Consider the following 21,181-nt stretch of genomic DNA (forward strand, 5'->3'; position numbering starts at 1 on the left):
ACGGCGGCGGGCCCGTGGGGCGACGGCGCGGCCCGTCCGCCGAGCGCGACCGGGCGCTCCCGCCGATGGGCCCGGCCTTCATGTGCACGGTGGCCGAGGTCCGCCCATGGTCACGCTCTCGCTGCTCGTCCCGTCGGTCGTCGCGGTGGTCGGCCTCGTCGCGCTGAGCGCCTTCTTCTCCAGCAGCGAGTCGGCGATCTTCTCGCTGCCCGAGGAGTGGGTCCGCGAGGCGGCCGCCGACGGGTCGCCCGACGGCGCCGCGCTGGGCGAACTCCGCGCGGACCCCCACCGGCTGCTGGTCACGATCCTCGTCGGGAACAACGTCGTCAACATGGCGATCTCCAGCATCGTCACGCTGCTGGTCGCCGACGTGTTCTCCCCCGGGCTGGCGGTCGTCCTCGCGACCGTCGGGGCGAGCACGCTCATCCTCGTCTTCGGGGAGATCGTCCCGAAGTCCTACGGGCTCGGCCACGCCCGGACGTGGAGCCGCCGGGTCGCGCGTCCGCTCGCACTGGTCGAGCAGGGGCTCGGCCCGGTCGTCTCCCTGTTCGACGCGAGCACGCGGCGGCTGACGGCGCTCGTCGGCGGCGACCAGGGGATCGAGGAGAACCTGCTCGACGAGTGAGCGCGGCGCCGGCGGGCGAGCGCGCGGTCAGAACGCTTCCCGCGGTCCGACCCCGACGCCGTCGCGGCGGAACTGGAGGACGTGGGTGTAGTCCTCGCGGGAGACGAGGCCGACCACCTCGCCGTCGGCCTCGACGAGCGCGTACCCGGAGGCGTGCCCGCTCAGTTCGAGGAACGCGTCGAACGCGGGCGCGTCGACCGCGACCCGCGGCAGGTCGGTGGTCGCGATCTCGCGGACCCGCGTGGTGTCGTGGTCGGCGGGGTCCGTCCGCCGCACGGCGTCCAGCGTGACGACGCCGACGGTCGAACCGGCGTCGACGACGGGGTAGACGGTCCGGCGGTCGCGGACCATCCGGTCGGTGAAGGCGGCGACCGACTCGTCGGCGTCGATGGACTCGGCGTCGAGCCGCGCCACGTCGCGCACCGTCAGCCCGGTGAGCAGGCCCTGGAGCATCACGGAGCGCGACTCCGACGAGGCCGCGCCGTAGATGAACAGCGCCAGCAGGATCAGCATCGGCGCGAGGCTGAGCACGCCGAGGACGCCGAACAGCACGGCGAACCCGGTCCCGAAGCGCGCGGCGGACGCGGTCGCCGACTCGTAGGGCCGCGACCGGGCGAGCAGCGCCCGGAGGATCCGCCCGCCGTCCATCGGGAACGCGGGCAGGAGGTTGAAGACGGCCAGCAGGACGTTCGTGACGACGAGCCAGCCGAGGACGAACCCGACGACCGGCGCGGAGGCGGGGACGGCCAGCAGGACGACGTAGCAGGCGACGCCGGTGAGGACGCTCGTGATCGGCCCGGCGATAGCGATCCAGAACTCCCGGTTCCACTCGCGGGGCATCTCCTCCAGGGCGGCGATGCCGCCGAGCAGCCAGAGGGTGATCGACTGGGTGCCGATGCCGTAGCGGCGGGCGGCCCAGGCGTGGCCGAGTTCGTGGATCCCGACGCTGACGAACAGCCCGACCGCGGCGCCGGCGCCGATGGCCCACGGCGTCGAGCCCGCGGTGAGCGTCGCGATGTCGAACTGGTTCGGAGCGAACGTGTTGACGAGTCCGGCGTAGGTCTCGATCTGGGAGCCGCTCCCGATAACCCACGCGAGAATCGGGAGAAAGACGACCAGCGAGACGTTGATCCTGATGGGGATCCCCCAGACGGAACCGACCGTGAAGTTTCGCATCGCTCCCAAGAGGGCGCGGTCCCTCAAAAGGACGGGGGAGTGTGCTCCGTCGGGCAGCCCGGCGACCGTCCGGCGGCACGGGGCGGTCCCGCGGAGCGGGCCGGCCCGCCGGCCCGGTAGTTTTTCGTGGCTGCTCGGGAGACAGTACGGCCGTGACGACAGCCTACCTCACGGTCGACGACGCCCCCTCGGCGACGCTCCCGGCGAAGCTCGGCGCCCTCGACGACTACGGCGTGCGGGCCCTGTTCTTCTGCGAGGGCCGCCGGCTCGCAGACCACGCCGACCACGCCCGGGAGGCCGTCGAGGCGGGCCACCTGCTGGGCAACCACGCCTTCGACCACAACCACGCCTCCGACATCGCCGTCGACGAGTTCGCCGACGAGGTCGACCGGACCGAGGCGGCCGTCGACGCGGTGTACGCCGACGCGGGCGTCGAGCGGCCCGCGAAGCTGTTCCGGTTCCCCTTCGGCGACAAGGGCGGCGACCGCGCCGCCGAGTTCCAGGCCGTGCTCGCCGAGCGCGGCTTCCGGCCGCCCGACGCCGACCTGATCGACTACGGCTTCTGGCGCGACCACGCGGGCGACCGCGACTGGTTCTGGACCGTCGACGTGGAGGACTACAACGTCGACACGAAGGAAGGGCTGGCCGAGAACGTCGCCGACGCCGCCGACCGCCTCGGATCGGACTCGCGGGACATCCTGCTGTTCCACGACGGCGGCAACTCCCCCGAACAGTTCGAGCACTACCTGCACCTGCTCGACGAGCGGGGCGTCGACTTCGGCGACCCGCTGGAGCTGGTCGGCCGCGCCGACGCGGGTGACTGAGCGATGGTTGCGAACGACTGACCGATGGCGGGGAGCGACCGAGCGACGACCGCACCGCTCGCGAACGCGTTCGCTGACACGCTCGTCGGCGAGCGGTCGGCCGCGGTCCGCGCGTTCGGGGCCGCCGCGGGCCTGTTCGGCGTTGCCCTGGGACTCCAGGCGCTCGCGGCGAGCGGGACCGTCCCGGGCGCCGCGGCCCCGCTCGTGGCAGCGGCCCTGGCGGCGGCGACGGTCGCCGGTCCGGCCCTGTCGGCGGTCGCCGCCGCCCGGCGGGGCGGCCTCGCGGGCAGCCTGTCGCTCGCGGCCGCCCCGGTCGCGGGCCGGATCGCGTACTTCTCGCTGTTCACGCCGAACGCGGTGGTCGCGCTTCCGGGGTCGTTCGAGGGGTCGGGCGCGGCGGCCTTCTGGACCCCCGTCGTGCTCGCGCTCGGGACGGTCGGGTTCGGCGTCGGGACCGCCGCCCGGTGGGTCCTCGACCGCTGAGCCCCCTGACGGAAGCGAACGGCCGACCGGGTGGCCGGGACCGAGTCGCTTTTGCCGAGGCCCGCGCAACGGTCGGTCGTGCTCTCGGTCGAGTTCCACGCCCACTCGGCGGCCTCCTACGACGGCCGCGACTCCGTGGAGATGCTGCTGGAGCGGGCGGCCGCGGTCGGCCTCGACGCGCTGGCGGTCACCGACCACGACGAGGTCAGCGCCAACCCGGAGCTCCTCGAACGGGCCCCCGAGTACGGCCTCGTCGGCATCCCGGGGATCGAGGTCTCCAGCGCCGCCGGGCACGTCCTCGGGCTGAACGTCAGCGAGGCGGTCGAGCCCGGTCTGCCGTTCGGCGAGACGCTCGCGCGGATCCGCGACCAGGGGGGCATCGCCGTCGTCCCCCACCCCTTCCAGGAGATGCGTAGCGGCGTCCTCGCGAACGTCGGGAAGTCCGAGCTCCGCGAGGCCGACGCGGTCGAGGTGTACAACTCGCGGCTGGTGACCGGCTACTCCAACCGGCAGGCCCGCCGGTTCGCCGAGCGCTACGACCTCCCGATCACCGCCGGCAGCGACGCCCACGTCAGCGACATGGTCGGCCGCGCGGTGACGCTGGTCGACGCCGAGGAGCCGACCGCCGACGCCATCTGCGAGGCGGTCGTCGACGGCCGGACGACGCTACAGACGCGGCGGACCCCCTGGCTGGTCAGCGCGCGCCAGGCCTACGGGAACACCCGCCGGCGGGTCCGCCTCGCGCTCGACCGCCTGCTCCCATGAGCGGGCCCGGCGACGCCGACGAGCCGGGAAGTCCCCGCGCGAACACCCGCCGTGACGCCGTCGAGGACCCCATCCACGCTGCCGACGAGGGCCGCCTCCGCGGCGCTTCGCCGGCGACGGTCCGGGGGGCACTGGCCGACGGCGACCCCTTGCCCGGGACCGCCGGGTTCGCCGGCGCGGTCGACGGGCGGGTCGTTCGGGACGCCCTCGGTCGCCAGCCCGTCTTCACCGAGGCCGACGACCCCGAGACCTGGAGTTTCGACCCCGCCGCGCTGTCCGACCCGGACCCGGTCCCGGCCGGACACGCCCGCGACAGCGACGGTGACGAGCGGGTCTGGTCGCTCCCGGACCCCGACCCGGCGACCGACGAGCGGGCGGCCGTGCGGGCGGTCCGCGAGGGGGTCCGCGGGGCGGTCGACGACACCGCGACCGGAGGACTGGCGGTCGCCTTCTCCGGCGGCGTCGACTCGGCGGCGCTCGCGGCGCGGCTCGACGCCCCGCTGTACGTCGCGGGCTTCCCCGACAGTCACGACGTGGAAGCCGCCCGGAGCGGCGCCGCGAAGCTCGACCGCGAGCTCCGGGTCGTCGAGCTGACGCACGGGGACATCGAGCGGGCGGTCCCGGAGGTCGCGGCGGCGACCGGGCGGACCGACGCGATGGACGTGAGCATCGCGCTCCCGCTGTATCTCGTCGCCGAGCGGGCCGCCGCGGACGGCTACGACCGGCTCGCGGTCGGCCAGGGCGCCGACGAGCTGTTCGGCGGGTACGCGAAGGTGGCCCGCGCCCCGGAGGACGAGCGCGTCGCGGCCGACACCGTCCGCGGGGCGCGCCGCGAGGTGGTCGAGACGCTCCCCGACCAGCTACAGCGGGACGTGCTGGCGCTCCGCGGGGCGGGCGTCGAGCCCGTCGCGCCGCTGCTCGACGACCGGGTGGTCGCCGCCGCGCTGGACCTCCCGGGGGATCTGCTCGTGACGGACCGCGGCGAGCGCAAGTGGGCGCTGCGGCTGGCGGTCCGCGAGTGGGTCCCCGACCCCGTCGCGTTCCGCGAGAAGAAGGCCGTCCAGTACGGCAGCCTCGTCTCCCGGGAGCTCGACCGGCTGGCCCGCCGGGCCGGGTTCAAACGGCGGATGGACGACCACCTGGGGCGGTACGTCGACTCGCTGTGCTGAACTCCCCCGAACCCGTCCCCGGCCGGACCTGTAACCTGAGTAACGACAGGAGCTAAGACGGTCGCCGCGGTAGCGACGTGACAGCGATGAGGGGACGCGCGCTCGGGGCCGCGGACCGGGCCATCTCCCGGGAGGGGATGGCCGCGCTCGGGTTCGGCCTCACGGTGTTGATGATCGGTGTCACGGGGGGACTGCTGATGCAGACGGGCGACTCGCTGTCGGACGGGGGGCCGATCCTCTCGACCAGTTCCGAGCCGGTCCACGCGACCGGGCCGACGAGCGGGTGGGTGCGGATCAGCCACGAGAGCGGCGACGCCGTCGACGTGGCGGACGTGGACGTGGTCGTGAGCCTGCCCGACCACGACAAGCGAGCCAGGCTGCACGGGCTCCCCACCGAGCGGCTCACCCAGAACGACTACAGCGGCAACCACATCTTCACCCGCGGCCGCGCCGGCGTCGACGGCGCCATCGCGGCCCCGAACGGCAGCGACGCGCGACTGGAGGCCAGCGACGAGGTCGCCTTCCGGATCGAGCAGCGCCGCGTCCCCCTCGAACCGGGCCAGCGCGTGACGGTCACGCTCCGCCACACCGAATCCGAGACCCGGCTCGCCAGGGAGCGGATCGACGTCGTCGAGTGACCGTCACCCGGAGACCGTCTCGATCGCTCGCGCCCCGGTCTCGGCAACGTCCGGGTCGAGGGCGTCCGTTGCTGCGAGGTCCTCGCTCGTGAACCAGCGCCAGGCGTCGGCGGGCTGCTCGCCCTCGGCGGGGTCGATCTCGCGGGTGTCGGCGCGGGCGTAGTAGACCAGGTCGACGTGCTGGTGGCCGACGAACTCGCCGTGGACGTTCACGTCGGCGAGCTGGAAGTGGCGGGGCTTGGGAAGCGGGTCGACGGTCGGCGAGCCGATGTCGTCGCGCTCGGCGACGAGGTCGGCGTCGATGCCGGTCTCCTCGCGGACCTCCCGGAGGCCCGCCTCGTGGGGGAGTTCGTCGCGGTCGACGTGGCCGCCCGGGGGGAGCCACTTGCCGAGGCCGTCGTGTTCGTGCAGGGCGACGGCGCCGTCGCTGACGACGTAGACGGTCGCCGTGTAGTGTCGGGTCGTCTCCATGGCGGCCCCAGGGCTACGCGGGGCTTCGGCTTTGGGAAAACTGCCGGCGCGAGAAACCGTCGTCAGGGGGCGGTGAACTCCTCCTCCGCTTCGAGGAGTTCGTGGTAACGGTTGCGGATGGTGACCTCGGAGATGTTGGCGACCTCGCTGACCTCCGACTGGGTGACCTTCTCGTTGGCGAGCAGCGAGGCGGCGTAGACGGCCGCGGCGGCCAGGCCGACCGGGGACTTCCCGGAGTGGACGCCCTGTTCTTTGGCCGTGTTCAGCAGCTGGCGGGCCCGGCGTTCGACCTCGTCGGGCAGGTCCAGGTCGGAGACGAACCGGGGCACGTAGCTCTCGGGGTCGGCGGGCTGGATCTCCAGCGAGAGCTCGCGGACGACGTAGCGGTAGGTGCGGGCGATCTCGTCCTTGTCGACGCGGGAGACCGCGGCGATCTCGTCGAGGCTGCGCGGCGTGCCCGCCTGCCGGGCGGCGGCGTACAGCGCCGACGTGGCGACGCCCTCGATGGAGCGGCCCGGGAGGAGGTCCTCGTCGAGCGCGCGGCGGTAGATGACCGACGCGGTCTCGCGGACGTTCTCGGGCAGGCCCAGCGCGGAGGCCATGCGGTCGATCTCGCCGAGCGCCTGCTTGAGGTTGCGCTCCTTGGAGTCGCGTGTGCGGAACCGCTCGTTCCAGGTGCGCAGCCGCTGCATCTTCTCGCGCTGGCGCGAGGACAGCGAGTTGCCGTAGGCGTCCTTGTCCTGCCAGCCGATGTTGGTCGACAGGCCCTTGTCGTGCATCATGTTCGTCGTCGGCGCGCCGACGCGGGACTTCTCGTCTTTCTCCGACGCGTCGAACGCGCGCCACTCCGGACCGGGGTCGATCTCGTCCTCCTCGACGACCAGGCCGCAGTCCTCACAGACCGTCTCGCCGTGTTCGGCGTCCGACGCGAGGTTGCCCCCACACTCCGGACAGACGAGGTCCTCCGACTCCGCCTCGTCTCGCTCGCGGGCCTCCTCGCGCTCGCTCGTGTGGCGTCTGATAGTGGTGTCGGTCATTGGTTGCAAACTCTGCGGGGCAATCCCCGCCAAAACCGTCTCACCGGATTATGTGTTGGGGGCCAGGCGACTTAAATCTTTCCCGAAATTGGCCCAAGATCACACGTCTGCGCTCGACCATACTTAATCTATCGATCCGAGGGGCGCTCCGGACCGAATACGGGAGGATGAAACTGCAGATATCGGCACCTGTAGCGCTCGATACGGCGGAATAGGGGGATACGCGAGTGGTGCCAGTCGTCGACCGGATACGACCGCCAGAGGCGGGGATCCACCGGTCCGCGCGGCGTCGAGCGGGGAAACGGCGGCGGATCGAGGTCCGGCGCGCGCGACGGTTCGGCCGGCCGGATCGGCGCCGACGGCGGTCGCGGAGCGGCCGGTTCCAGCCGCGCGCGGCCGACCGAGGGCGGGCATCGAAACCCTTACCGCCGGGCCACGCCTCGCGTCGGCCATGAGCGACACGGAGAACGTGGTCGAACCCGAGGAGGTGCGCCACGTCGCGGATCTCGCGCGCATCGACCTCGACGACGAGGAGGTCGACCGCTTCACCGAGCAGTTCGCCGACATCCTCGAGTACTTCGAGACGCTGGACGAGGTGCCCGAGGTCGACGAGGAGGAGGAACTGGCCAACGTCATGCGCCCCGACGAGGTGCGCGACTCCCTCTCCCAGGCGGAGGCACTGGACAACGCCCCCGAGTCCGAGGACGGCTACTTCAAGGGCCCGAACGTCTCGTGAGCGTCCCGCGGCAGCACCACAACACATGAGCACGGAGTACAACGGCTACATCACGACGGAGCGCATCGACGGCGCGTCGGACGGCCCCCTGGCGGGGAAGACGGTCGCCGTCAAGGACAACATCTCGACCGAGGGCGTCCGCACGACCTGCGGGTCGGCGATGCTCGACGACTACGTCCCCCCCTTCGACGCGACGGTCGTCGAACGGATCAAGGAGGCGGGCGCGACCATCCCCGGCAAGACCAACATGGACGAGTTCGGGATGGGAACGACCACCGAGACCTCGGCGTTCGGCCCCACCGAGAACCCGGTCGCCGAGGGGCACGTCCCGGGCGGCTCCTCCGGCGGGTCGGCCGCGGTCGTCGCCGCCGGCGACGCCGACATGGCGCTGGGGACCGACACCGGGGGCTCGGTCCGCGCGCCGGCTGCCTTCTGCGGCGTCGTCGGCATCAAGCCCACCTACGGCCTCGTCTCGCGGTACGGGGTCGTCGCCTACGCCAACTCGCTGGAGCAAGTGGGACCGATCGCCCCAACGGTCGAGGACGCGGCCGAACTGCTGGAGGTCATCGCCGGCCCCGACGAGCGCGACGCGACGACCCGCGACGCCACCGAGGAGCGCGGCGAGGGCGCCTACGACTACGCGGCCGCCGCGGACGGCGACGTGGACGGCCTCGACATCGGGATCCCGATGGAGCTACTCGACGGCGCCGACGAGCGGGTGACCGACGTGTTCTGGGACGCCATCGACGAGCTCGAATCGCGGGGCGCCAGCTACCACGAGGTCGACCTGGAGTGTCTCCGCTACGCGGTCGAGGCCTACTACGTGACCGCCATGAGCGAGGCCTCCTCGAACCTGGCCCGCTTCGACGGCGTCCGCTACGGCCAGTCGGGCGGCTACGACGGCAACTGGAACGAGACGTTCGCCCGGGCCCGCGAGGAGGGCTTCGGCGAGGAGGTCAAATCCCGGATCCTGCTGGGTACCTACGCCCTCTCGGCGGGCTACCACGACAAGTACTACAAGAAGGCCCAGGACGCCCGCGCCTGGATCAAACGGGACATCAACGACGCGCTGGAGGGCGCCGACGTGCTCGCCTCGCCGACGATGCCCGTCCCGCCGATGGAGATGGGCGAGAGCCTCTCGGACCCGCTGACGATGTACCTCGCCGACGCCAACACGACGCCGGTGAACCTCGCGAACCTGCCGGCCATCTCGGTGCCCGCGGGCGAGACCGACGGCGGCCTGCCCGTCGGGCTCCAGCTCGTGGGGCCGGCGTTCGGCGAGAAGGCGATCATCCGCGCGGGCAGCGCGCTGGCCTGAGCGGACCGTACCGTTCGCGGCCGAGCGAAGCGAGGCCGCGCTTTTTCACCCGTGTCTTTTGCTGGCGGGGGGTCCCGCAGCGCTCGCGGCGCGCTGCCCCGAGCCGGGACCGCGACGGGAGCTTTCAGACGGTCGCGAGGTAGTCCTCGACGGGGACCGCGCGGTCCCAGAAGTGGGCGTGGATGTCGCGGCCGAGTTCGACGGCGCCCTCGCCGGAGCCGACGAGGACGGCGTCCAGATCGGAGACCCCGTCGCGGGCCGGCAGGGAGAGCGCGACGAGGTCCGCGGTGACGGTAAAGGAGAAGGGCAGGTCGGCGACGCGCTCGTCGATACAGGCGGGCGCGCCGTCGGCGTAGCGCTCGATGGCCTCGTCGACGAGGCGGTCGTCGACGACGACCTGGGCGTCGAGGACGCCGCGGTCGGCGAGTTCGTCGACCATCCGGGCGAAGCGGGGGTAGTACACCTGCGCGCCGACGCGCAGCCAGTCGGCCTCGCGGAACAGCTCGACCGCCCAGCGTTCGAGGTACTGGGGGTTGCGCGCGGGGTTGCGGTACAGCTCCCACTCGCCCGCGCCCGCGAGGCGCTGTCTGAACCGGCGGGGCAGCGCCGCCACCTCGTGGTCGTCCCAGAACTCGTCGTCGAGCAGGTCCTCGACCGCGTCCTGGCGGGCCAGCTCGTCCGCGACCAGCCGCCCGCGGGCGGTCAGCTCCCACCGGTCGGACTCCCGGACGAGCCCGCGGTCGGCGAGTTCGTCCAGCGTCTTGTAGACGCCCGACTGGCTCACGTCGAGGTCGGCGTGGAGGGCGGCCGTCGTGCGGGGGTCGCGCTCGACGGCGCGCAACAGCGCCGAGCGCAGCTCCGACCGCGCAACGTAGGTGACCAGGGAATCACCGTTCATACCCACAAAACTGCGGGTGGCCCGCCTTTAATGGATCTGGTTCGTTCACGGACACGTCCGCCGGAAGGCCCCGATTTCCAGCCGCTCCGGCCTTCACGCGCCGTAGTACGTTACACGACCCGTGGAACGGTCCAGCGACCGTCCGCGATTCCACACGAAATTTAAAATAACTTATACTTCTGGCCGCGCCACTCGGTGACATGGACGAGGACAGATATCCGGCGCCGTCCGGTCGCCGTCGGTTCGTCAAGGGGATCGTCGGCAGCGCGGCGCTGGGGTCGCTCGGCGTCGCCGGGTCCGGGCTGACGACGGTGCCGACCAACCGGACCGGCGTCGGCGGCGGGAACGTCGAGGCGAAGGTCATCAAGAACACCGACGGGCCGGCGCCCCGCGGGATGTCCCAGATCCCGGTGACCGTCGAGGACGGCTATCTCAAGGGGGTGTGGCCGGCGGCAACCGAGAACGGTGAGGTGGCGGACGGCGCGGCGAAGACGACGCTGGGCGGGGTGGAGTACTCCAGCAAGTGGTTCCAGTACTGCGGCATCCAGACCCACCCGAAGGTCGAGCCCGACAGCGAGGCGGACAACTTCCTGCGGGCCGACCCCGGCGGCCGCTACGAGTGGGAGGCCGACCTCGAACCGGGGACGAGACTCGCGGTCGAGATGTTCGACGACTACGAGGAGTGGGGCAACGGGGTCGGCGACGCCGGCCTCGGCAAGCCCGCGGCGGCGACCTGGCGCTCGGTCGAGACGGACTCGACGCTCCCGGTCCAGGTCATCCGCAGCCCGGAGATCGAGCGCCTCGCCGAGGACGACGAGTGGCTCGCCGCGAGCACCGACCGGGGATTCATCGCCTGGCTCAACAAGTGCACGCACCTGTGCTGTGTCCCCTCCGGCTTCAAGCAGTCGGCCACCGTCGACGGCGCCGAAAACGCCGTCTACTGCCAGTGTCACCAGTCGGTCTACGACCCCTTCGACGTGGTCTCGAAGGTCGTCACCGCCTTCCCCCGTCCCGAGAGCTGACCGGCCGCCCGTCCTCGGACGGCTCGGTCGCCCGCCGGGGTCCGAACCGCGCCCCCGCCCGCCCATCCTCCGGCGAAAACGTTTACTCGGTCGCGACTCACAGGAGGTTTTTCAGTATCTACCGTGTAGGATGGGGTGATGCCCCAGATCGAGGTTTCGGAAGACCTGTACCGCCAGATCGAGACCGAGTCGGCGGACGGCGACATCGACAAAGCCCTCTGGAAGATGGTCGGCGCCTACCGCCGCGCGAACAACCCGGAAGCCGACAGGACCTGACCGGCCAGCGGATTCTCCCGCCCGGCGCTCGTCGTCCCCGACAGCGACAGTTATCCCCGCGGCGGTCGACGTGTCGCCATGGCCGACGGCCAGAGCGGCGGCGATGCCGGGAGAACGGACGCCGGGACCGGCGGTGAGGCCGACCGGGACGGAGCCGACCGAGGCGAGTCGAACGCCGGCGCCGACGGGTCGGGTGACGACGGCGGAAGCGACGACGGGTCGGGGATGGCCACGGGGATCGCGCTCGGCGCGGCGGTCGGTGTGGCGCTGGGGACGGCGATGGACGACCTCGCGCTCGGCATCGCCATCGGGATGAGTCTCGGCGTCGCCTTCGGCGTCGCGTTCGACCAGTCGGAGTTCGGCGCGGGCGAGACGTGAGTCAGCGCAACTGGTCGTAGACGCCGGCGAGGCGGTCGACGGAGTGTTCGACGCTGACGGCGTCGCGGCGGGCGAGACACTCCTCGCTGAGGCGGTCGCGCTCGGCGAGCGTCCGGGCGATCACGTCGCGGAACGCCGCCGCGTCGTCGGGCGGGGCCTTGTACCCGGTCTCGCCCTGGTCGATGGTGTCCGCGAGAGCGGCACTGGCGACGCCCGCGACCGGCGTCCCGCAGGCGTTGGCCTCCAGCGCCGCGATCCCCTGGGTCTCGACCGGGCTCGGGAACGCGAACACGTCCAGCGCCGTGTAGAAGGAGGGCAACTCCTCCCGGTCGAGCCACCCCAGGAAGTGCGCCTCGACGTCCGCCTCCGCGGCGGCCCGCTCGACGTCCTCGCGAGCCGGGCCGTCGCCGCCGAAGACGAGGGTCACGTCCAGGCCGTCGGCCGCCTCGACGATCGCCGTCAGGTTCTTCTCGTAGCCGTGGCGACCGGTGTAGCCGACGAGCGGGCCGTCGGGGAGCCCGTGGCGCTCGCGGAACCGCCCGGTCTCGACGGGACGGAAGAAGTCGGTGTCGACGCCGTTGGAGACGACTTCGACCGGCGTCGTCGTGCCCAGGTCACGGACGCGGTCGGCGGTCCGCTCGCTGGGCGCGACGACCACGTCGACCCGGTCGAGAAAGCGCCGCTCGTACTCCTCGGCGCTGCGCTCGACGGCCCGCTCGATCGGGCGGGTGAACGCGAGATACTCCGCGTACTCGCTGGTCGGCGTGTGGTAGGAGGCGACCATCGGCAGGTCGTGCTTCCGGGCGAGGCGCAGCCCGGCGAGCCCGAGGCTGAAGGGGGAGTGGGCGTGGACGACCTCGGCGCTGTCGACGGCCTCGGGGACGCCGGGGACGCCGACGCGAAAGCCCTCGTAGAAGGGAAAGGGGAGGCTGCTGACCGGGTACTCCCCCTCGGCGGGGTCGTGGTCGCTGTCGGGGTAGACCACGTCCATCCGGCCGCCGCGGCGGTGCCAGCGGTCCCGCCAGGTCTGGATGGTGTAGGTGACGCCGTTGTGGGTCGGCAGGTAGGAGTCCGTGAACGCGGCCACCCTCGGCAGGTCCATGCGGCCATCGTATGCCGAGTGGGGGTTAAGGCGTTGCCATCTCGGCTCGTCCCGCCGATATCCGGTGGCGCCGACGGGACCGGCCGGGCGCCGACCGAACGCAAAGTATACCTGCCGGTCGGCGACATCTCGGGACGTGGACACCGAGGCCATCGCCCGCGAGCGCATCGACCGCCTGCGCGAGCTCGCCAGGGCGGCGACCGTCGACGGCGACGACGAGCGCGCCCGCCGGTACGTCCGCCGCGCCCGCCGCATCGCCGAGCGCAACCGCCTCGCGCTCCCGCGGGAGTTCACCCGGTTCACCTGCGACCGCTGCGACGCCTACCTCCGCCCCGGCGCGAACGCCCGCGTCCGTCTGCAAGACGGGCACGTCGTCGTCACCTGCGACTGCGGCGGCCAAGCCCGGTACCCCTACGACTGAGCGACTGCGACCGCGGATCGGCCGCGGATTTCCGGCCGTTAGCACCCGTAACATTTGAACGGCTCCGTTCCTACTGGTGGACACATGAGCGATTCCACACGGGCACAGCGGATCCACGAGCTCGACGTGACGGTCTGGGTCGGCAAGAAGGGCCTCGACCCCGTCGAGGACGAGCTGTCGGACCAGCTGGCCGACCGGGAGTTCGTCAAGGCGAAGTTCCACCGGTCGGCCCGAGGGGGGGCCACCACCGAGGAGCTGGCCGAGGACCTGGCCGACCGGGTCAACGCCGAGGTGGTCCGGACCCGCGGCCACACGGCGGTGTTCGAGCGATGACAGGGGCCCCGGTCGCCCCGCTCCAGAACGGGGGCTCGGGCGTCGTCGCCGACTTCCTGATCGACAACGTCGGCCTCGACGCGCCGCTGGCCGGCGCCATCGGCTCGGCGATTACCTTCCTCGTCTCCTTCGTCGCGCTGTACGCGCTCGGGCGCATCGTCATCAGCCCCATCGTCGGCCGCGTGCTCACCTCGCGGGACCTCGACGAGCACGCCCGCAAGCCGCTCCGGAAGCTCACAAACTTCCTCATCGCGTTCGGCGCGCTCGGCATCGCCTTCGCCTTCGCCGACTACGGCAACATCCTCACCTCTATCGCCACCGTCGCCGCCGCCGCCACCCTCGCCATCGGGTTCGCCATGCAGGACGTGCTGAAGAACTTCGTCGCCGGCATCTTCATCTACACCGACAAGCCGTTCCGCATCGGCGACTGGATCGAGTGGGACGACTACGCCGGCGTCGTCGAGGACATCAGCCTGCGGGTCTCCCGCGTCCGCACCTTCGACAACGAACTGCTCACCGTCCCCAACTCCCAGCTCACCGACGGCGTCATCAAGAACCCCGTCGCCAAGGACGAGCTCCGCATGAAGTTCGTCTTCGGCATCGGCTACGAGGACGACATCGACGAGGCCACCGAGATCATCCTCGAAGAGGCTCGCGACCACCCGGGCATCCTCGACGAGCCCGAGCCCTCGGTGCGGCTGACCGAACTCGCCGACTCCTACGTCGGTCTCCAGTCCCGGTTCTGGATCTCCAATCCCAGCCGCGCCGACTTCGTGAAGGTCCAGGGCGAGTACGTCACCAGCGTCAAGCAGCGCTTCGACGACGCCGGCATCAACATCCCCTACCCCCAGCGGGACATCCACGGCGGCATCGAACTCGACAACGTCGAGGGGCTCGTGGAACCGACGACGGGCGACGACTAGAGACCACTTTCATACCCACTTTTTGCGCCGGAGAGTTCCTCGCGCGCCGGAGGCGCGCTGCGGGAATCCTCCGTCGCAAAAACGTGGGGAAAAAGGGCCGGACGACTCGCTCCCTTCGGTCGCTCGCGTCCGGTGAACCGGCGCCTGCGGCGCCGGATGCTCGGTGCGGACCAGCCTTTCCCCGGGTCGGCCGACGAGACGGCCTCCCGGCCACCGCCACCGCTCCGCACCCACCGCCGCCACCGGTCCGCTACCGCGACCGCGCACCGACTGCGACCGCACTACAGTCCGCTCTCCTCGGTCACCCCACCGCTTCCGCCGTCTCGGCCGGATACACCTCCGCCAGCAGTTCGCGGACGGCGCCAGTGAAGAAGTCGGGATTGTCGAGGTTCGAGGCGTGACCGCCGCCGGGGACGACCCGGAGCGTCGCGCCGCCGATCTCGGTCGCCAGGTGGCGGGCCTGGCGGCGCATGAACGGCGCCTCGTGCTCGCCGTAGAGGACGAGCGTCGGCGCGGAGATCGCGGGAAACCGGACCTCGGTCCGGTGGAAGCCCGCCACGGCGCCGATCACCTTCGCGAACTCGTCGGTGGTCATCTTCGGCCCCATCTCCCGGATACGCTCGACCTTCTCGTAGTCGCCGCTGACGCCCTGGCCGGAGAGCTTCTCCTGGAGCCAGACCATCGCCCGCTCGACGCGCTCGTAGCCGACTAGTCGGACCGGCGGGACGGTCGCACGGAGCAGGACGGAGCGCTGGAGGCGCTCGCCGAGCGAGCGGAACTCGGGCGCGAAGGTGTCGGCGAGTACCAGCCCGGCCACCCGGTCGGGGTGGCGCGCGGCGTAGACCTGGGCGATACAGCCGCCGGTCGAGAGCCCGCAGAGGACGGCCTCGTCGATGTCGAGCGCGTCCAGTAGCGCACCCAGGTCGTCGGCGAACAGGTCGACCGAGTAGCGACCCCGCTGGGACCCGCCGGTGCGGCCGTGGCCGCGCACGTCGTAGGCAATCGTCGTGTACTCGTCGCTCAGCGCGTCGAGCTGGGGGTCCCACTGGGAGTGGTCGACGATTGCGCCGTGGACGAACACGACCGGCGGGCCCTCGCCGCGGCGCTCGTAGTACGTCTCGATGTCGTTGGTGCGGACGGTGGGCATACTGCCGGTACGTGCTCCGCGAGGATACGGTCGTCGTCGGTCGCGGTGCGGAGCGATGCGGGTGCGGTACCGTGCGGAGCAGTGGCGGTGGATGCGGAGCAGTAGCGGCAGGTGCGGGGCGGTTGCGGTGGCCGGGAGGCCGTCCCGTCGGCCGACCCGGAGACAGGCTGGTCTGCACCGAGCATCCGGCGCTCTGCGCCGGTTCACCGCTCGCGCGGAGCGCGAGCGGCCTTTTTCACCCATGTTTTTGGGCGAGGGGTACCCGCAGCGAGCGAAGCGAGCGAGGATACCTCTCGTCGAAAAAGATGGTGGCGTGATGAATGGACGGACTCCCGGGGTTGCCCGGTCGTTCGAGCGCGGGGAATCCCGCTTGCCTCCTCCACCCCGCGACCCTGCGAGCGACGGGTGTCCGAGGGTCCGCTGCTCGCTTCCGCGCCTGACGGAGTGCCCTCGATCAACCGCGGCCGCGCGTCCCTGCAGACGCGAAGCCGCGGACCGCCGTCCCCGCAGGACGAGGCTTCCACGTTGGCTCGCGGGGCCCACGCCCGTCTGACCGGACGCCCCCGGTGTTCGGCCCCCGCTGAAGGCCATACCGCGGGTGACGAGCAGGGCCTAGCTGCCCGGCCTAGTCCACTCCGACCTACCGCCGTCCATCATAAGGACCTTTCGGGTCACTCCGACGACCCGAGCCTGAGACCCAGTGACTGCGGCGGGACTCAGACCAGGCCGAGCGTCCGCGACCACCACAGGCTCGCGACGGGAATCAGGAGCGAGACGGCGACGCTCGCCCACCGGTGGTAGGTGATGATCGCCGGCGCGTCCATGTCGAACAGGACCTGCTCGGGGACCGTCACGGCCCACACCGCGATCACGACGGTCGCGAACAGCCCGAGCGCGATGCCGACCCCCGCGGCCAGCGGCGGGTCGGTCCGCTCGTCGCGGCCCGCCGCGAGGACGATGGCCGCGACGAGTGCGAAGATCCCCGCGACGAGCGGGTTCAGCGCGCCCTCCGCGTAGTAGGTCCCGACCGCGGATCCGGGCGCCGTCCGCACCAGCAAGTACGGGGCGGCCAGCGACACGAGCACGAGCAGGCACCCGACGACGCCGACCAGCGGCGCGAGCCGCGTCTGCTTCATGTCCCCGACTGCGGACGCTCCGGTTTTAACGGCCCCGGTCTCCGGCAGCGGTCCCGCCGTCCGGAGACGGCCGATCGTCGGTCGCCGAGCCGACCACCGAGCCGAAAAGCGGACAACGGGGGCGGCCGAACCGCCGCGTATGGGATTCGGCGACACCGCCAAGAAGATCCAGCGCGTGACCGACATCGCTGAGAAGCTCTACGAGCGACTCAACCAGGTGATCGAGCAGGTCCAGGACCTCAAGGAACGGGTCGAGTCCACCAGCGAACAGCTCGACGCGATGGACCGGGAGCTGGCCGAACAGCGCGCCATCGTCGAGGCGCTCGCCGAACAGCAGGGCGTCGACGTCGAGGCCGTCGTCGACGAGCTTCCCGACCCCGACGCGGAGGGCGAAGGTGATGCCGAATCGGGCGAGACCGGGGCCGACGGAAGCGACGCCGACGGGTCCGGGAGCGACGCGACCGACACCTCGGCCGACACGACCGACCCGGACACCGCCACGACGAACGACTGACGGGAGCCGACCGGCGGTGTCGTTCTCGCTCCGTTACTCGAACAGCCGCTGGTGTTCCACCTTGAGACAGCGGTCCTGGACGAAGTTCCGGCCGGCCGCCTCGACGCGCTCGCCCGCCTCGTCGTGGGTGATGCCCAGCTGGAGCCAGACGGTGCCGGCGTCGTCGCGGTCCAGCGCCTCGTCGACGATCCCCGGGACCTCGTCGGTCGGCCGGAACACGTCCACGATGTCGACCGCCTCCTCGACCTCGGCGAGCGAGTCGTACGGCTCCCGGCCGAAGATCTCGTCGGCGTAGGGGTTGACCGGGACCACCTCGTACCCCTGCTCGCGCATGTACGACGGAACGTCGTGAGCCGCCTTCCCGGGCGTGCTCGACAGCCCGACGACGGCGATCGTCTCCCCTTCGAGTATCTCGCGGAGTCGCTCGTCGGAATCGACTGGCATGTCCGGACGATGGGCCGAGACGCGCAAAAGACTGCCGGCCCTCGGCGCTCCCCGGTGTCGCCGGTTGGTCGTCACCGCTCCAGTTGCTCGGGCGTCGCATCCGGGATGGTCGTCGAGACCGCGCCGTCCGCCTCGACGGTGACGGCGTGGTCGAACAGCTGGCGGAGCGTGTTCAGCGTCTCCTCGTCGTGGGCCGTCGACTCGATGACGTGGATGCCCATCGCGTCGGCGTTGTCGATGCGGCTCGTGAACACGTGCATGAACCGGAAGACGGTCTGCACGTCCGAGTACATCAGCAGCGTCGACAGCGAGTCGACCAGCACCCGGACGTTCTCGATCCCCCGCTGCTGGTGGAACTCCTCGACGAACTCGGAGAACTTGATCCCGATGCCCGTCATGTCCTCCGGCGAGGAGGCGTACTTGACGATGTCCGTGTCGCGGGCGCTCCGACCCTGGTGTTTCGTCACGCAGTCGACGATACCGATGTCCACCGAGCCCGGGTCGGAGACGAGCGCCTCGTAGTCGTTGAGGACGCGGCTCGCGCTGTCGCGGGTGGTGACCACGATGACCCCCTCGCCGCGTTCGGAGCCGTGAGCCAGCACGTCGAGCGCCATGCGACGCTTGCCCGACAGCGGCGGCCCGGAGACCAGCAGGTTCGTACCCGGGGCCACCGTCGCGTTCCCGAACGTCGTTCCGAGGTCGTACATTCCTACGGGAGACACCACCGTTTCGACACGAACCGCGCCCGGTCCGCTCGATACGTGTCGATTAGTCGCGGCGGTCGTTAAAATCTTTATTATGGCCCTTTCCCGCGGGACCACTCCCACGGGCGGATCCGGTCGTCTCGGACCGCTCCACGATCTCCCGACTGGCCGCGAGCTCGACACCCCCATCACGGATCGGGACGTTTAAACATCGATGCCCGTGTAAGAATTTGTGCGGGCGCTTAGCTCAGTTTGGACAGAGTGCTTGGCTTCGGACCAAGCTGTCGCGGGTTCAAATCCTGCAGCGCCCACTCCTTCGCCGCCCGACTCGGATACAATTCTGCTCATCCGGTAGCGGCGCTGCTACCTCGAGAATCAGCCGATACTCCGGTATCACGAGACCCCTCTGAGACTGACACAAGTTCGGGACAAACTGCGGCCCATCGCTGTCCTGCGATTCCCCGACGCAAAGACTCGCTTGCGACGGGAGGGGTGCAGGCATGAGTCAGGCCGTCAGTCAGGGGGAGGAAGTCCCCGAGACGGCCGTGCGGAATCGGTCGCAGTACGCCGACACCCTCCACCGGCTTGACCCGGACGCCGACGAGCCCGAGCCGGCGTGCGTCGAAGCCGAGTACCGGGAGGACGCCGAGTTCACCGACGTTCCCGTCGCGGCGTACCCTCACTACAGCCTCTGCGGTAACCCGGAGTGTTTCGGGAGTGAGTGGTGGTGACGGGGGAGCCGTTCGTCGTCGACGGCTACAGCGGGCCGGGCGGTGTCGGCCTCGCGCTTGACGAGCTTCCGGTTCGTCACCTGGGCATCGACATCGAGGACTACAGCGACACCTATCCGGGTGAGTTCGTCCAGGGCGACGCGTCGAACCCTGGGTTCATGGGGAGTTTCGAATCGCCTGAATTGCTGTGGCTGTCGCCGCGGTGTCAGGCGTATTCGAAACTCTCGTGGGCCAACATGGGCCGCTACGACTGGGAGGAGACGCCGAAAGAGCGCTACCCCACCTTCGCGGACCTGAACGTCCGAGAAGTCGTCGCGGCCGTCGACCCAGAGGAGTACATCATCGAGAACGTCGCCACCTGTGACGATCTGGAAGAACCGGCGCGGTTGAACGGGCTGGCGTTCGGGTTGCCGGTGAACAACTGCCGGCACTTCGAGACGAGCTTCCCCGTTCCCGACGCCTTCGAGAGCGGGACCGCGGAGATCTCTATCGGCTCCGAGTACGTCCGCCACGAACTCGCGGCGGCGAAGGGCGTACCTGCGGAGTGGACGGAATCCGAGATTCGGTCAGCTATCCCCCGCGAGTTCGTCCAGTACCTCCTCCACTACTGTCCGAGCGTCCCAGACGTGCCGCTCCCCACGGAGTTGCGACAGCGGCCGCTCGGAGAGTTCGCAACCGTCGCGGGAGGTGAGCGGCCGTGACGTTCCAGTCGTCGCTGTTCCACTACGAGGAGGACCTGTCGGCCCTGTCAGACGCCCAGCGGGAGGTGTACGAGGCGGTCGAACAGGACGGCTACGGGATGCGGGAGTACGCTCGCAAAACCGGCCGCTCACCCGGCACGGTCGGAAACCTCCTACGCCGGGCTCGCCGCCGTCTCGACGGGGGTGAGCACGCGTGACCCCCGAGGGAGACCGGCCGGCTCCCTCTCAGGAGTTCTGGGCTGGTGCGGCCAGCGGGTCGTCGCGCAAGATGCTGGCCCGCGCTCAGCGGTGGCTGGAGGGCCCGCGGCCGTCGCGGATCATGGTCAACTACCAGACCATGCTGAACGGCCGGGATTCGCGGTGGAGAGACTACGACCTGTTCATCGACCCCGGCGCCTACTCGATGTTCGCCCCACCCGAGCATGGTGGCCAGGGGCTCGCCGATTATCCCGAGTCGACCGAATCCTACCTGTATGACATCGGGCAGATACAGCCAGCGTACTACGCGTGGCGCGATTACGTCTGTGAAGACGACGTGCGGGAGTTCCACGACTGGTCCGTCCGAGAGCAACAAGAGCGGACGCTCGACCGACACATCGAATGTGCGAACCTCCATGATGACCTGGGGATCACAGCCGAGCCGGTCGCCGTCGTTCAGGGCTGGAAGCCGGCAGACTACCGGCGACACGCCCAGCAACTCCGCGACCACGGACTCGTCACCAACCGCGTTGGTATCGGCACGATGTGCGGCCGTGACGACGTGGCGATTTGCGAGGAGATCGTCGCGGCAGTCCGCGAGGTACTCCCAGACGTAGAACTCCACGCGTTCGGGCTGGACAAGCGGTGCTACGACAGCGAGCCCATCATTGAGGAGATCACATCGACGGACTCGCTGGCGTACTGTTACCGCTACCAGCGACCGGCGGGGTGGTCCCGCTGGGAGTATATTTTCAAGCTCTACCTAGACCACCGCGCCGCCTGGGACGACGCGGTCGGTGGCGCCGAGTACCGGTCGCGGGAGAACCGAGATCGTGGTCAGTCCTCACTGGAGGGGTTCGCGTGACCGAGTTCGTCCGTGCGTCGCGGCTGTACGACGTAGAGACGGGCGAGCGCGTTCGTTGGGACTGGGGCGGTCAGCAACCGGTCGCAGAAAGCGAGGCGCGGGTCCAGCGCGCCGTCGCTGAATTGGAACGCGAGGGGTGAGCGAAG

Annotated in this window: 29 protein-coding genes, 1 tRNA gene and 1 other RNA gene; 21 read left to right on the forward strand and 10 right to left on the reverse strand. The window is 70.7% G+C overall.

The features are described 5' to 3' along the window. Positions 1 to 106: 106 nt before the first annotated feature. Positions 107 to 625, forward strand: coding sequence for a CNNM domain-containing protein (locus tag E3328_RS06725; protein WP_135363820.1), 519 nt, complete (start codon positions 107 to 109; stop codon positions 623 to 625). A 27-nt stretch (positions 626 to 652) separates the two neighbouring features. Here E3328_RS06725 and E3328_RS06730 read toward each other — a convergent pair whose 3' ends face one another. Then, positions 653 to 1,801, reverse strand: coding sequence for a site-2 protease family protein (locus E3328_RS06730; protein ID WP_135363821.1), 1,149 nt, complete (start codon positions 1,799 to 1,801; stop codon positions 653 to 655). A 152-nt stretch (positions 1,802 to 1,953) separates the two neighbouring features. On the opposite strand from E3328_RS06730, the gene E3328_RS06735 reads away from it, so the two are divergent. From E3328_RS06735 to E3328_RS06755, 5 genes are all read left to right on the forward strand, one after another. Further along, the gene (locus E3328_RS06735) at positions 1,954 to 2,625 is read left to right on the forward strand and encodes a polysaccharide deacetylase family protein (protein ID WP_167837325.1); all 672 of its coding nucleotides are present in this window, start codon (positions 1,954 to 1,956) and stop codon (positions 2,623 to 2,625) included. A 24-nt stretch (positions 2,626 to 2,649) separates the two neighbouring features. After that, entirely contained in the window at positions 2,650 to 3,108 is a 459-nt protein-coding gene (locus E3328_RS06740; RefSeq protein ID WP_135363823.1) for a hypothetical protein, read from the forward strand. Between the two features lie 78 nt (positions 3,109 to 3,186). Further along, positions 3,187 to 3,873, forward strand: coding sequence for a CehA/McbA family metallohydrolase (locus tag E3328_RS06745; protein ID WP_135363824.1), 687 nt, complete (start codon positions 3,187 to 3,189; stop codon positions 3,871 to 3,873). Next, complete coding sequence (locus tag E3328_RS06750) at positions 3,870 to 5,042, forward strand: asparagine synthase C-terminal domain-containing protein (protein ID WP_135363825.1); 1,173 nt, start codon at positions 3,870 to 3,872, stop codon at positions 5,040 to 5,042. The genes E3328_RS06745 and E3328_RS06750 overlap by 4 nt, the downstream gene beginning before the upstream one ends. 86 nt (positions 5,043 to 5,128) lie before the next feature. After that, on the forward strand, positions 5,129 to 5,680 hold the full coding sequence (locus E3328_RS06755) for a hypothetical protein (protein ID WP_135363826.1): 552 nt from the start codon (positions 5,129 to 5,131) through the stop codon (positions 5,678 to 5,680). 3 nt (positions 5,681 to 5,683) lie between these two features. On the opposite strand, the gene E3328_RS06760 is transcribed toward E3328_RS06755, so the two are convergent. Next, on the reverse strand, positions 5,684 to 6,151 hold the full coding sequence (locus tag E3328_RS06760) for an NUDIX hydrolase (protein ID WP_135363827.1): 468 nt from the start codon (positions 6,149 to 6,151) through the stop codon (positions 5,684 to 5,686). 62 nt (positions 6,152 to 6,213) lie between these two features. Beyond that, positions 6,214 to 7,188: a transcription initiation factor IIB gene (locus E3328_RS06765; RefSeq protein ID WP_135363828.1), complete on the reverse strand. Its 975-nt coding sequence runs from the start codon at positions 7,186 to 7,188 to the stop codon at positions 6,214 to 6,216. Positions 7,189 to 7,639: 451 nt separating this feature from the next. Here E3328_RS06765 and gatC point away from each other — a divergent pair, with 451 nt between their 5' ends. Next, the gene (gatC, locus tag E3328_RS06770; RefSeq protein ID WP_135363829.1) at positions 7,640 to 7,924 is read left to right on the forward strand and encodes an Asp-tRNA(Asn)/Glu-tRNA(Gln) amidotransferase subunit GatC; all 285 of its coding nucleotides are present in this window, start codon (positions 7,640 to 7,642) and stop codon (positions 7,922 to 7,924) included. A gap of 25 nt (positions 7,925 to 7,949) precedes the next feature. After that, positions 7,950 to 9,242, forward strand: coding sequence for an Asp-tRNA(Asn)/Glu-tRNA(Gln) amidotransferase subunit GatA (gatA, locus tag E3328_RS06775; RefSeq protein ID WP_135363830.1), 1,293 nt, complete (start codon positions 7,950 to 7,952; stop codon positions 9,240 to 9,242). A gap of 124 nt (positions 9,243 to 9,366) precedes the next feature. Here gatA and E3328_RS06780 read toward each other — a convergent pair whose 3' ends face one another. Next, the gene (locus E3328_RS06780) at positions 9,367 to 10,140 is read right to left on the reverse strand and encodes a helix-turn-helix transcriptional regulator (protein ID WP_135363831.1); all 774 of its coding nucleotides are present in this window, start codon (positions 10,138 to 10,140) and stop codon (positions 9,367 to 9,369) included. 200 nt (positions 10,141 to 10,340) lie between these two features. Between E3328_RS06780 and E3328_RS06785 the strand changes: the two genes are divergently transcribed. The 3 genes from E3328_RS06785 (at position 10,341) to E3328_RS06790 (ending at position 11,816) form a co-directional block, all read left to right on the forward strand. Continuing rightward, complete coding sequence (locus E3328_RS06785) at positions 10,341 to 11,162, forward strand: QcrA and Rieske domain-containing protein (RefSeq protein WP_135363832.1); 822 nt, start codon at positions 10,341 to 10,343, stop codon at positions 11,160 to 11,162. A gap of 138 nt (positions 11,163 to 11,300) precedes the next feature. Continuing rightward, on the forward strand, positions 11,301 to 11,438 hold the full coding sequence (locus E3328_RS21835; protein ID WP_167837326.1) for a hypothetical protein: 138 nt from the start codon (positions 11,301 to 11,303) through the stop codon (positions 11,436 to 11,438). A gap of 78 nt (positions 11,439 to 11,516) precedes the next feature. Beyond that, positions 11,517 to 11,816, forward strand: a complete 300-nt coding sequence (locus tag E3328_RS06790; protein ID WP_135363833.1) for a glycine zipper domain-containing protein — start codon at positions 11,517 to 11,519, stop codon at positions 11,814 to 11,816. 1 nt (position 11,817) lies between these two features. Here the strand turns inward: E3328_RS06790 and E3328_RS06795 are convergent, their stop codons facing one another. Continuing rightward, complete coding sequence (locus E3328_RS06795) at positions 11,818 to 12,918, reverse strand: glycosyltransferase (protein WP_135363834.1); 1,101 nt, start codon at positions 12,916 to 12,918, stop codon at positions 11,818 to 11,820. Between the two features lie 136 nt (positions 12,919 to 13,054). Between E3328_RS06795 and E3328_RS06800 the strand changes: the two genes are divergently transcribed. The 3 genes from E3328_RS06800 (at position 13,055) to E3328_RS06810 (ending at position 14,595) form a co-directional block, all read left to right on the forward strand. Continuing rightward, positions 13,055 to 13,339 (forward strand): ribonuclease P protein component 4, encoded by a 285-nt coding sequence (locus E3328_RS06800; RefSeq protein ID WP_135363835.1) that lies wholly within the window; start codon positions 13,055 to 13,057, stop codon positions 13,337 to 13,339. Between the two features lie 84 nt (positions 13,340 to 13,423). After that, positions 13,424 to 13,672: a YhbY family RNA-binding protein gene (locus tag E3328_RS06805; protein WP_135363836.1), complete on the forward strand. Its 249-nt coding sequence runs from the start codon at positions 13,424 to 13,426 to the stop codon at positions 13,670 to 13,672. After that, positions 13,669 to 14,595, forward strand: a complete 927-nt coding sequence (locus E3328_RS06810; RefSeq protein WP_135363837.1) for a mechanosensitive ion channel family protein — start codon at positions 13,669 to 13,671, stop codon at positions 14,593 to 14,595. The genes E3328_RS06805 and E3328_RS06810 overlap by 4 nt, the downstream gene beginning before the upstream one ends. A gap of 301 nt (positions 14,596 to 14,896) precedes the next feature. Here the strand turns inward: E3328_RS06810 and E3328_RS06815 are convergent, their stop codons facing one another. The 3 genes from E3328_RS06815 to E3328_RS06825 form a co-directional block, all read right to left on the reverse strand. Beyond that, complete coding sequence (locus E3328_RS06815) at positions 14,897 to 15,742, reverse strand: alpha/beta fold hydrolase (protein ID WP_135363838.1); 846 nt, start codon at positions 15,740 to 15,742, stop codon at positions 14,897 to 14,899. A gap of 322 nt (positions 15,743 to 16,064) precedes the next feature. After that, positions 16,065 to 16,378, reverse strand: an RNA gene (gene ffs / locus E3328_RS06820) — signal recognition particle sRNA. Between the two features lie 80 nt (positions 16,379 to 16,458). Continuing rightward, positions 16,459 to 16,878, reverse strand: a complete 420-nt coding sequence (locus tag E3328_RS06825; RefSeq protein ID WP_135363839.1) for a DUF7548 family protein — start codon at positions 16,876 to 16,878, stop codon at positions 16,459 to 16,461. 139 nt (positions 16,879 to 17,017) lie between these two features. Here E3328_RS06825 and E3328_RS06830 point away from each other — a divergent pair, with 139 nt between their 5' ends. Further along, the gene (locus tag E3328_RS06830) at positions 17,018 to 17,392 is read left to right on the forward strand and encodes a DUF5798 family protein (protein WP_135363840.1); all 375 of its coding nucleotides are present in this window, start codon (positions 17,018 to 17,020) and stop codon (positions 17,390 to 17,392) included. A 33-nt stretch (positions 17,393 to 17,425) separates the two neighbouring features. Here E3328_RS06830 and E3328_RS06835 read toward each other — a convergent pair whose 3' ends face one another. Together E3328_RS06835 and E3328_RS06840 are read right to left on the reverse strand one after the other, a co-directional pair. Then, positions 17,426 to 17,836: a CoA-binding protein gene (locus E3328_RS06835; protein ID WP_135363841.1), complete on the reverse strand. Its 411-nt coding sequence runs from the start codon at positions 17,834 to 17,836 to the stop codon at positions 17,426 to 17,428. Positions 17,837 to 17,907: 71 nt separating this feature from the next. Next, on the reverse strand, positions 17,908 to 18,543 hold the full coding sequence (locus E3328_RS06840; protein WP_135363842.1) for an RAD55 family ATPase: 636 nt from the start codon (positions 18,541 to 18,543) through the stop codon (positions 17,908 to 17,910). Between the two features lie 233 nt (positions 18,544 to 18,776). Between E3328_RS06840 and E3328_RS06845 the strand changes: the two genes are divergently transcribed. The 6 genes from E3328_RS06845 (at position 18,777) to E3328_RS21840 (ending at position 21,175) form a co-directional block, all read left to right on the forward strand. Next, a tRNA-Arg gene (locus E3328_RS06845) sits at positions 18,777 to 18,851 on the forward strand. A gap of 189 nt (positions 18,852 to 19,040) precedes the next feature. Further along, positions 19,041 to 19,271: a hypothetical protein gene (locus E3328_RS06850; protein ID WP_135363843.1), complete on the forward strand. Its 231-nt coding sequence runs from the start codon at positions 19,041 to 19,043 to the stop codon at positions 19,269 to 19,271. Beyond that, on the forward strand, positions 19,268 to 19,972 hold the full coding sequence (locus E3328_RS06855; protein ID WP_135363844.1) for a hypothetical protein: 705 nt from the start codon (positions 19,268 to 19,270) through the stop codon (positions 19,970 to 19,972). Before E3328_RS06850 ends, E3328_RS06855 begins: the two co-directional genes overlap by 4 nt. Beyond that, the gene (locus E3328_RS06860; protein WP_135363845.1) at positions 19,969 to 20,169 is read left to right on the forward strand and encodes a sigma factor-like helix-turn-helix DNA-binding protein; all 201 of its coding nucleotides are present in this window, start codon (positions 19,969 to 19,971) and stop codon (positions 20,167 to 20,169) included. Before E3328_RS06855 ends, E3328_RS06860 begins: the two co-directional genes overlap by 4 nt. Before the next feature lie 122 nt (positions 20,170 to 20,291). Beyond that, positions 20,292 to 21,035 carry a deazapurine DNA modification protein DpdA family protein gene (locus E3328_RS06865; RefSeq protein WP_135363846.1) on the forward strand — a complete coding sequence of 248 codons (744 nt, stop codon included), beginning with the start codon at positions 20,292 to 20,294 and terminating at the stop codon, positions 21,033 to 21,035. Beyond that, positions 21,032 to 21,175: a hypothetical protein gene (locus E3328_RS21840; RefSeq protein ID WP_167837327.1), complete on the forward strand. Its 144-nt coding sequence runs from the start codon at positions 21,032 to 21,034 to the stop codon at positions 21,173 to 21,175. The genes E3328_RS06865 and E3328_RS21840 overlap by 4 nt, the downstream gene beginning before the upstream one ends. The last annotated feature ends 6 nt before the right edge of the window (positions 21,176 to 21,181 follow it).

The sequence above is a fragment of the Halosimplex halophilum genome (assembly GCF_004698125.1).
Classification (GTDB): Archaea; Halobacteriota; Halobacteria; order Halobacteriales; family Haloarculaceae; genus Halosimplex; species Halosimplex halophilum.

Bases quoted from the DNA above. Each gene is read 5' to 3' on its own strand.
- E3328_RS06725 (WP_135363820.1), top strand. From the start codon at position 107: ATGGTCACGCTCTCGCTGCTCGTCCCGTCGGTCGTCGCGGTGGTCGGC.
- E3328_RS06730 (WP_135363821.1), bottom strand. From the start codon at position 1,801: ATGCGAAACTTCACGGTCGGTTCCGTCTGGGGGATCCCCATCAGGATC.
- E3328_RS06740 (WP_135363823.1), top strand. From the start codon at position 2,650: ATGGCGGGGAGCGACCGAGCGACGACCGCACCGCTCGCGAACGCGTTC.
- E3328_RS06750 (WP_135363825.1), top strand. From the start codon at position 3,870: ATGAGCGGGCCCGGCGACGCCGACGAGCCGGGAAGTCCCCGCGCGAAC.
- E3328_RS06755 (WP_135363826.1), top strand. From the start codon at position 5,129: ATGAGGGGACGCGCGCTCGGGGCCGCGGACCGGGCCATCTCCCGGGAG.
- E3328_RS06760 (WP_135363827.1), bottom strand. From the start codon at position 6,151: ATGGAGACGACCCGACACTACACGGCGACCGTCTACGTCGTCAGCGAC.
- E3328_RS06765 (WP_135363828.1), bottom strand. From the start codon at position 7,188: ATGACCGACACCACTATCAGACGCCACACGAGCGAGCGCGAGGAGGCC.
- gatC (WP_135363829.1), top strand. From the start codon at position 7,640: ATGAGCGACACGGAGAACGTGGTCGAACCCGAGGAGGTGCGCCACGTC.
- gatA (WP_135363830.1), top strand. From the start codon at position 7,950: ATGAGCACGGAGTACAACGGCTACATCACGACGGAGCGCATCGACGGC.
- E3328_RS06780 (WP_135363831.1), bottom strand. From the start codon at position 10,140: ATGAACGGTGATTCCCTGGTCACCTACGTTGCGCGGTCGGAGCTGCGC.
- E3328_RS06785 (WP_135363832.1), top strand. From the start codon at position 10,341: ATGGACGAGGACAGATATCCGGCGCCGTCCGGTCGCCGTCGGTTCGTC.
- E3328_RS21835 (WP_167837326.1), top strand. From the start codon at position 11,301: ATGCCCCAGATCGAGGTTTCGGAAGACCTGTACCGCCAGATCGAGACC.
- E3328_RS06790 (WP_135363833.1), top strand. From the start codon at position 11,517: ATGGCCGACGGCCAGAGCGGCGGCGATGCCGGGAGAACGGACGCCGGG.
- E3328_RS06795 (WP_135363834.1), bottom strand. From the start codon at position 12,918: ATGGACCTGCCGAGGGTGGCCGCGTTCACGGACTCCTACCTGCCGACC.
- E3328_RS06805 (WP_135363836.1), top strand. From the start codon at position 13,424: ATGAGCGATTCCACACGGGCACAGCGGATCCACGAGCTCGACGTGACG.
- E3328_RS06810 (WP_135363837.1), top strand. From the start codon at position 13,669: ATGACAGGGGCCCCGGTCGCCCCGCTCCAGAACGGGGGCTCGGGCGTC.
- E3328_RS06815 (WP_135363838.1), bottom strand. From the start codon at position 15,742: ATGCCCACCGTCCGCACCAACGACATCGAGACGTACTACGAGCGCCGC.
- E3328_RS06825 (WP_135363839.1), bottom strand. From the start codon at position 16,878: ATGAAGCAGACGCGGCTCGCGCCGCTGGTCGGCGTCGTCGGGTGCCTG.
- E3328_RS06830 (WP_135363840.1), top strand. From the start codon at position 17,018: ATGGGATTCGGCGACACCGCCAAGAAGATCCAGCGCGTGACCGACATC.
- E3328_RS06835 (WP_135363841.1), bottom strand. From the start codon at position 17,836: ATGCCAGTCGATTCCGACGAGCGACTCCGCGAGATACTCGAAGGGGAG.
- E3328_RS06840 (WP_135363842.1), bottom strand. From the start codon at position 18,543: ATGTACGACCTCGGAACGACGTTCGGGAACGCGACGGTGGCCCCGGGT.
- E3328_RS06850 (WP_135363843.1), top strand. From the start codon at position 19,041: ATGAGTCAGGCCGTCAGTCAGGGGGAGGAAGTCCCCGAGACGGCCGTG.
- E3328_RS06865 (WP_135363846.1), top strand. From the start codon at position 20,292: ATGGTCAACTACCAGACCATGCTGAACGGCCGGGATTCGCGGTGGAGA.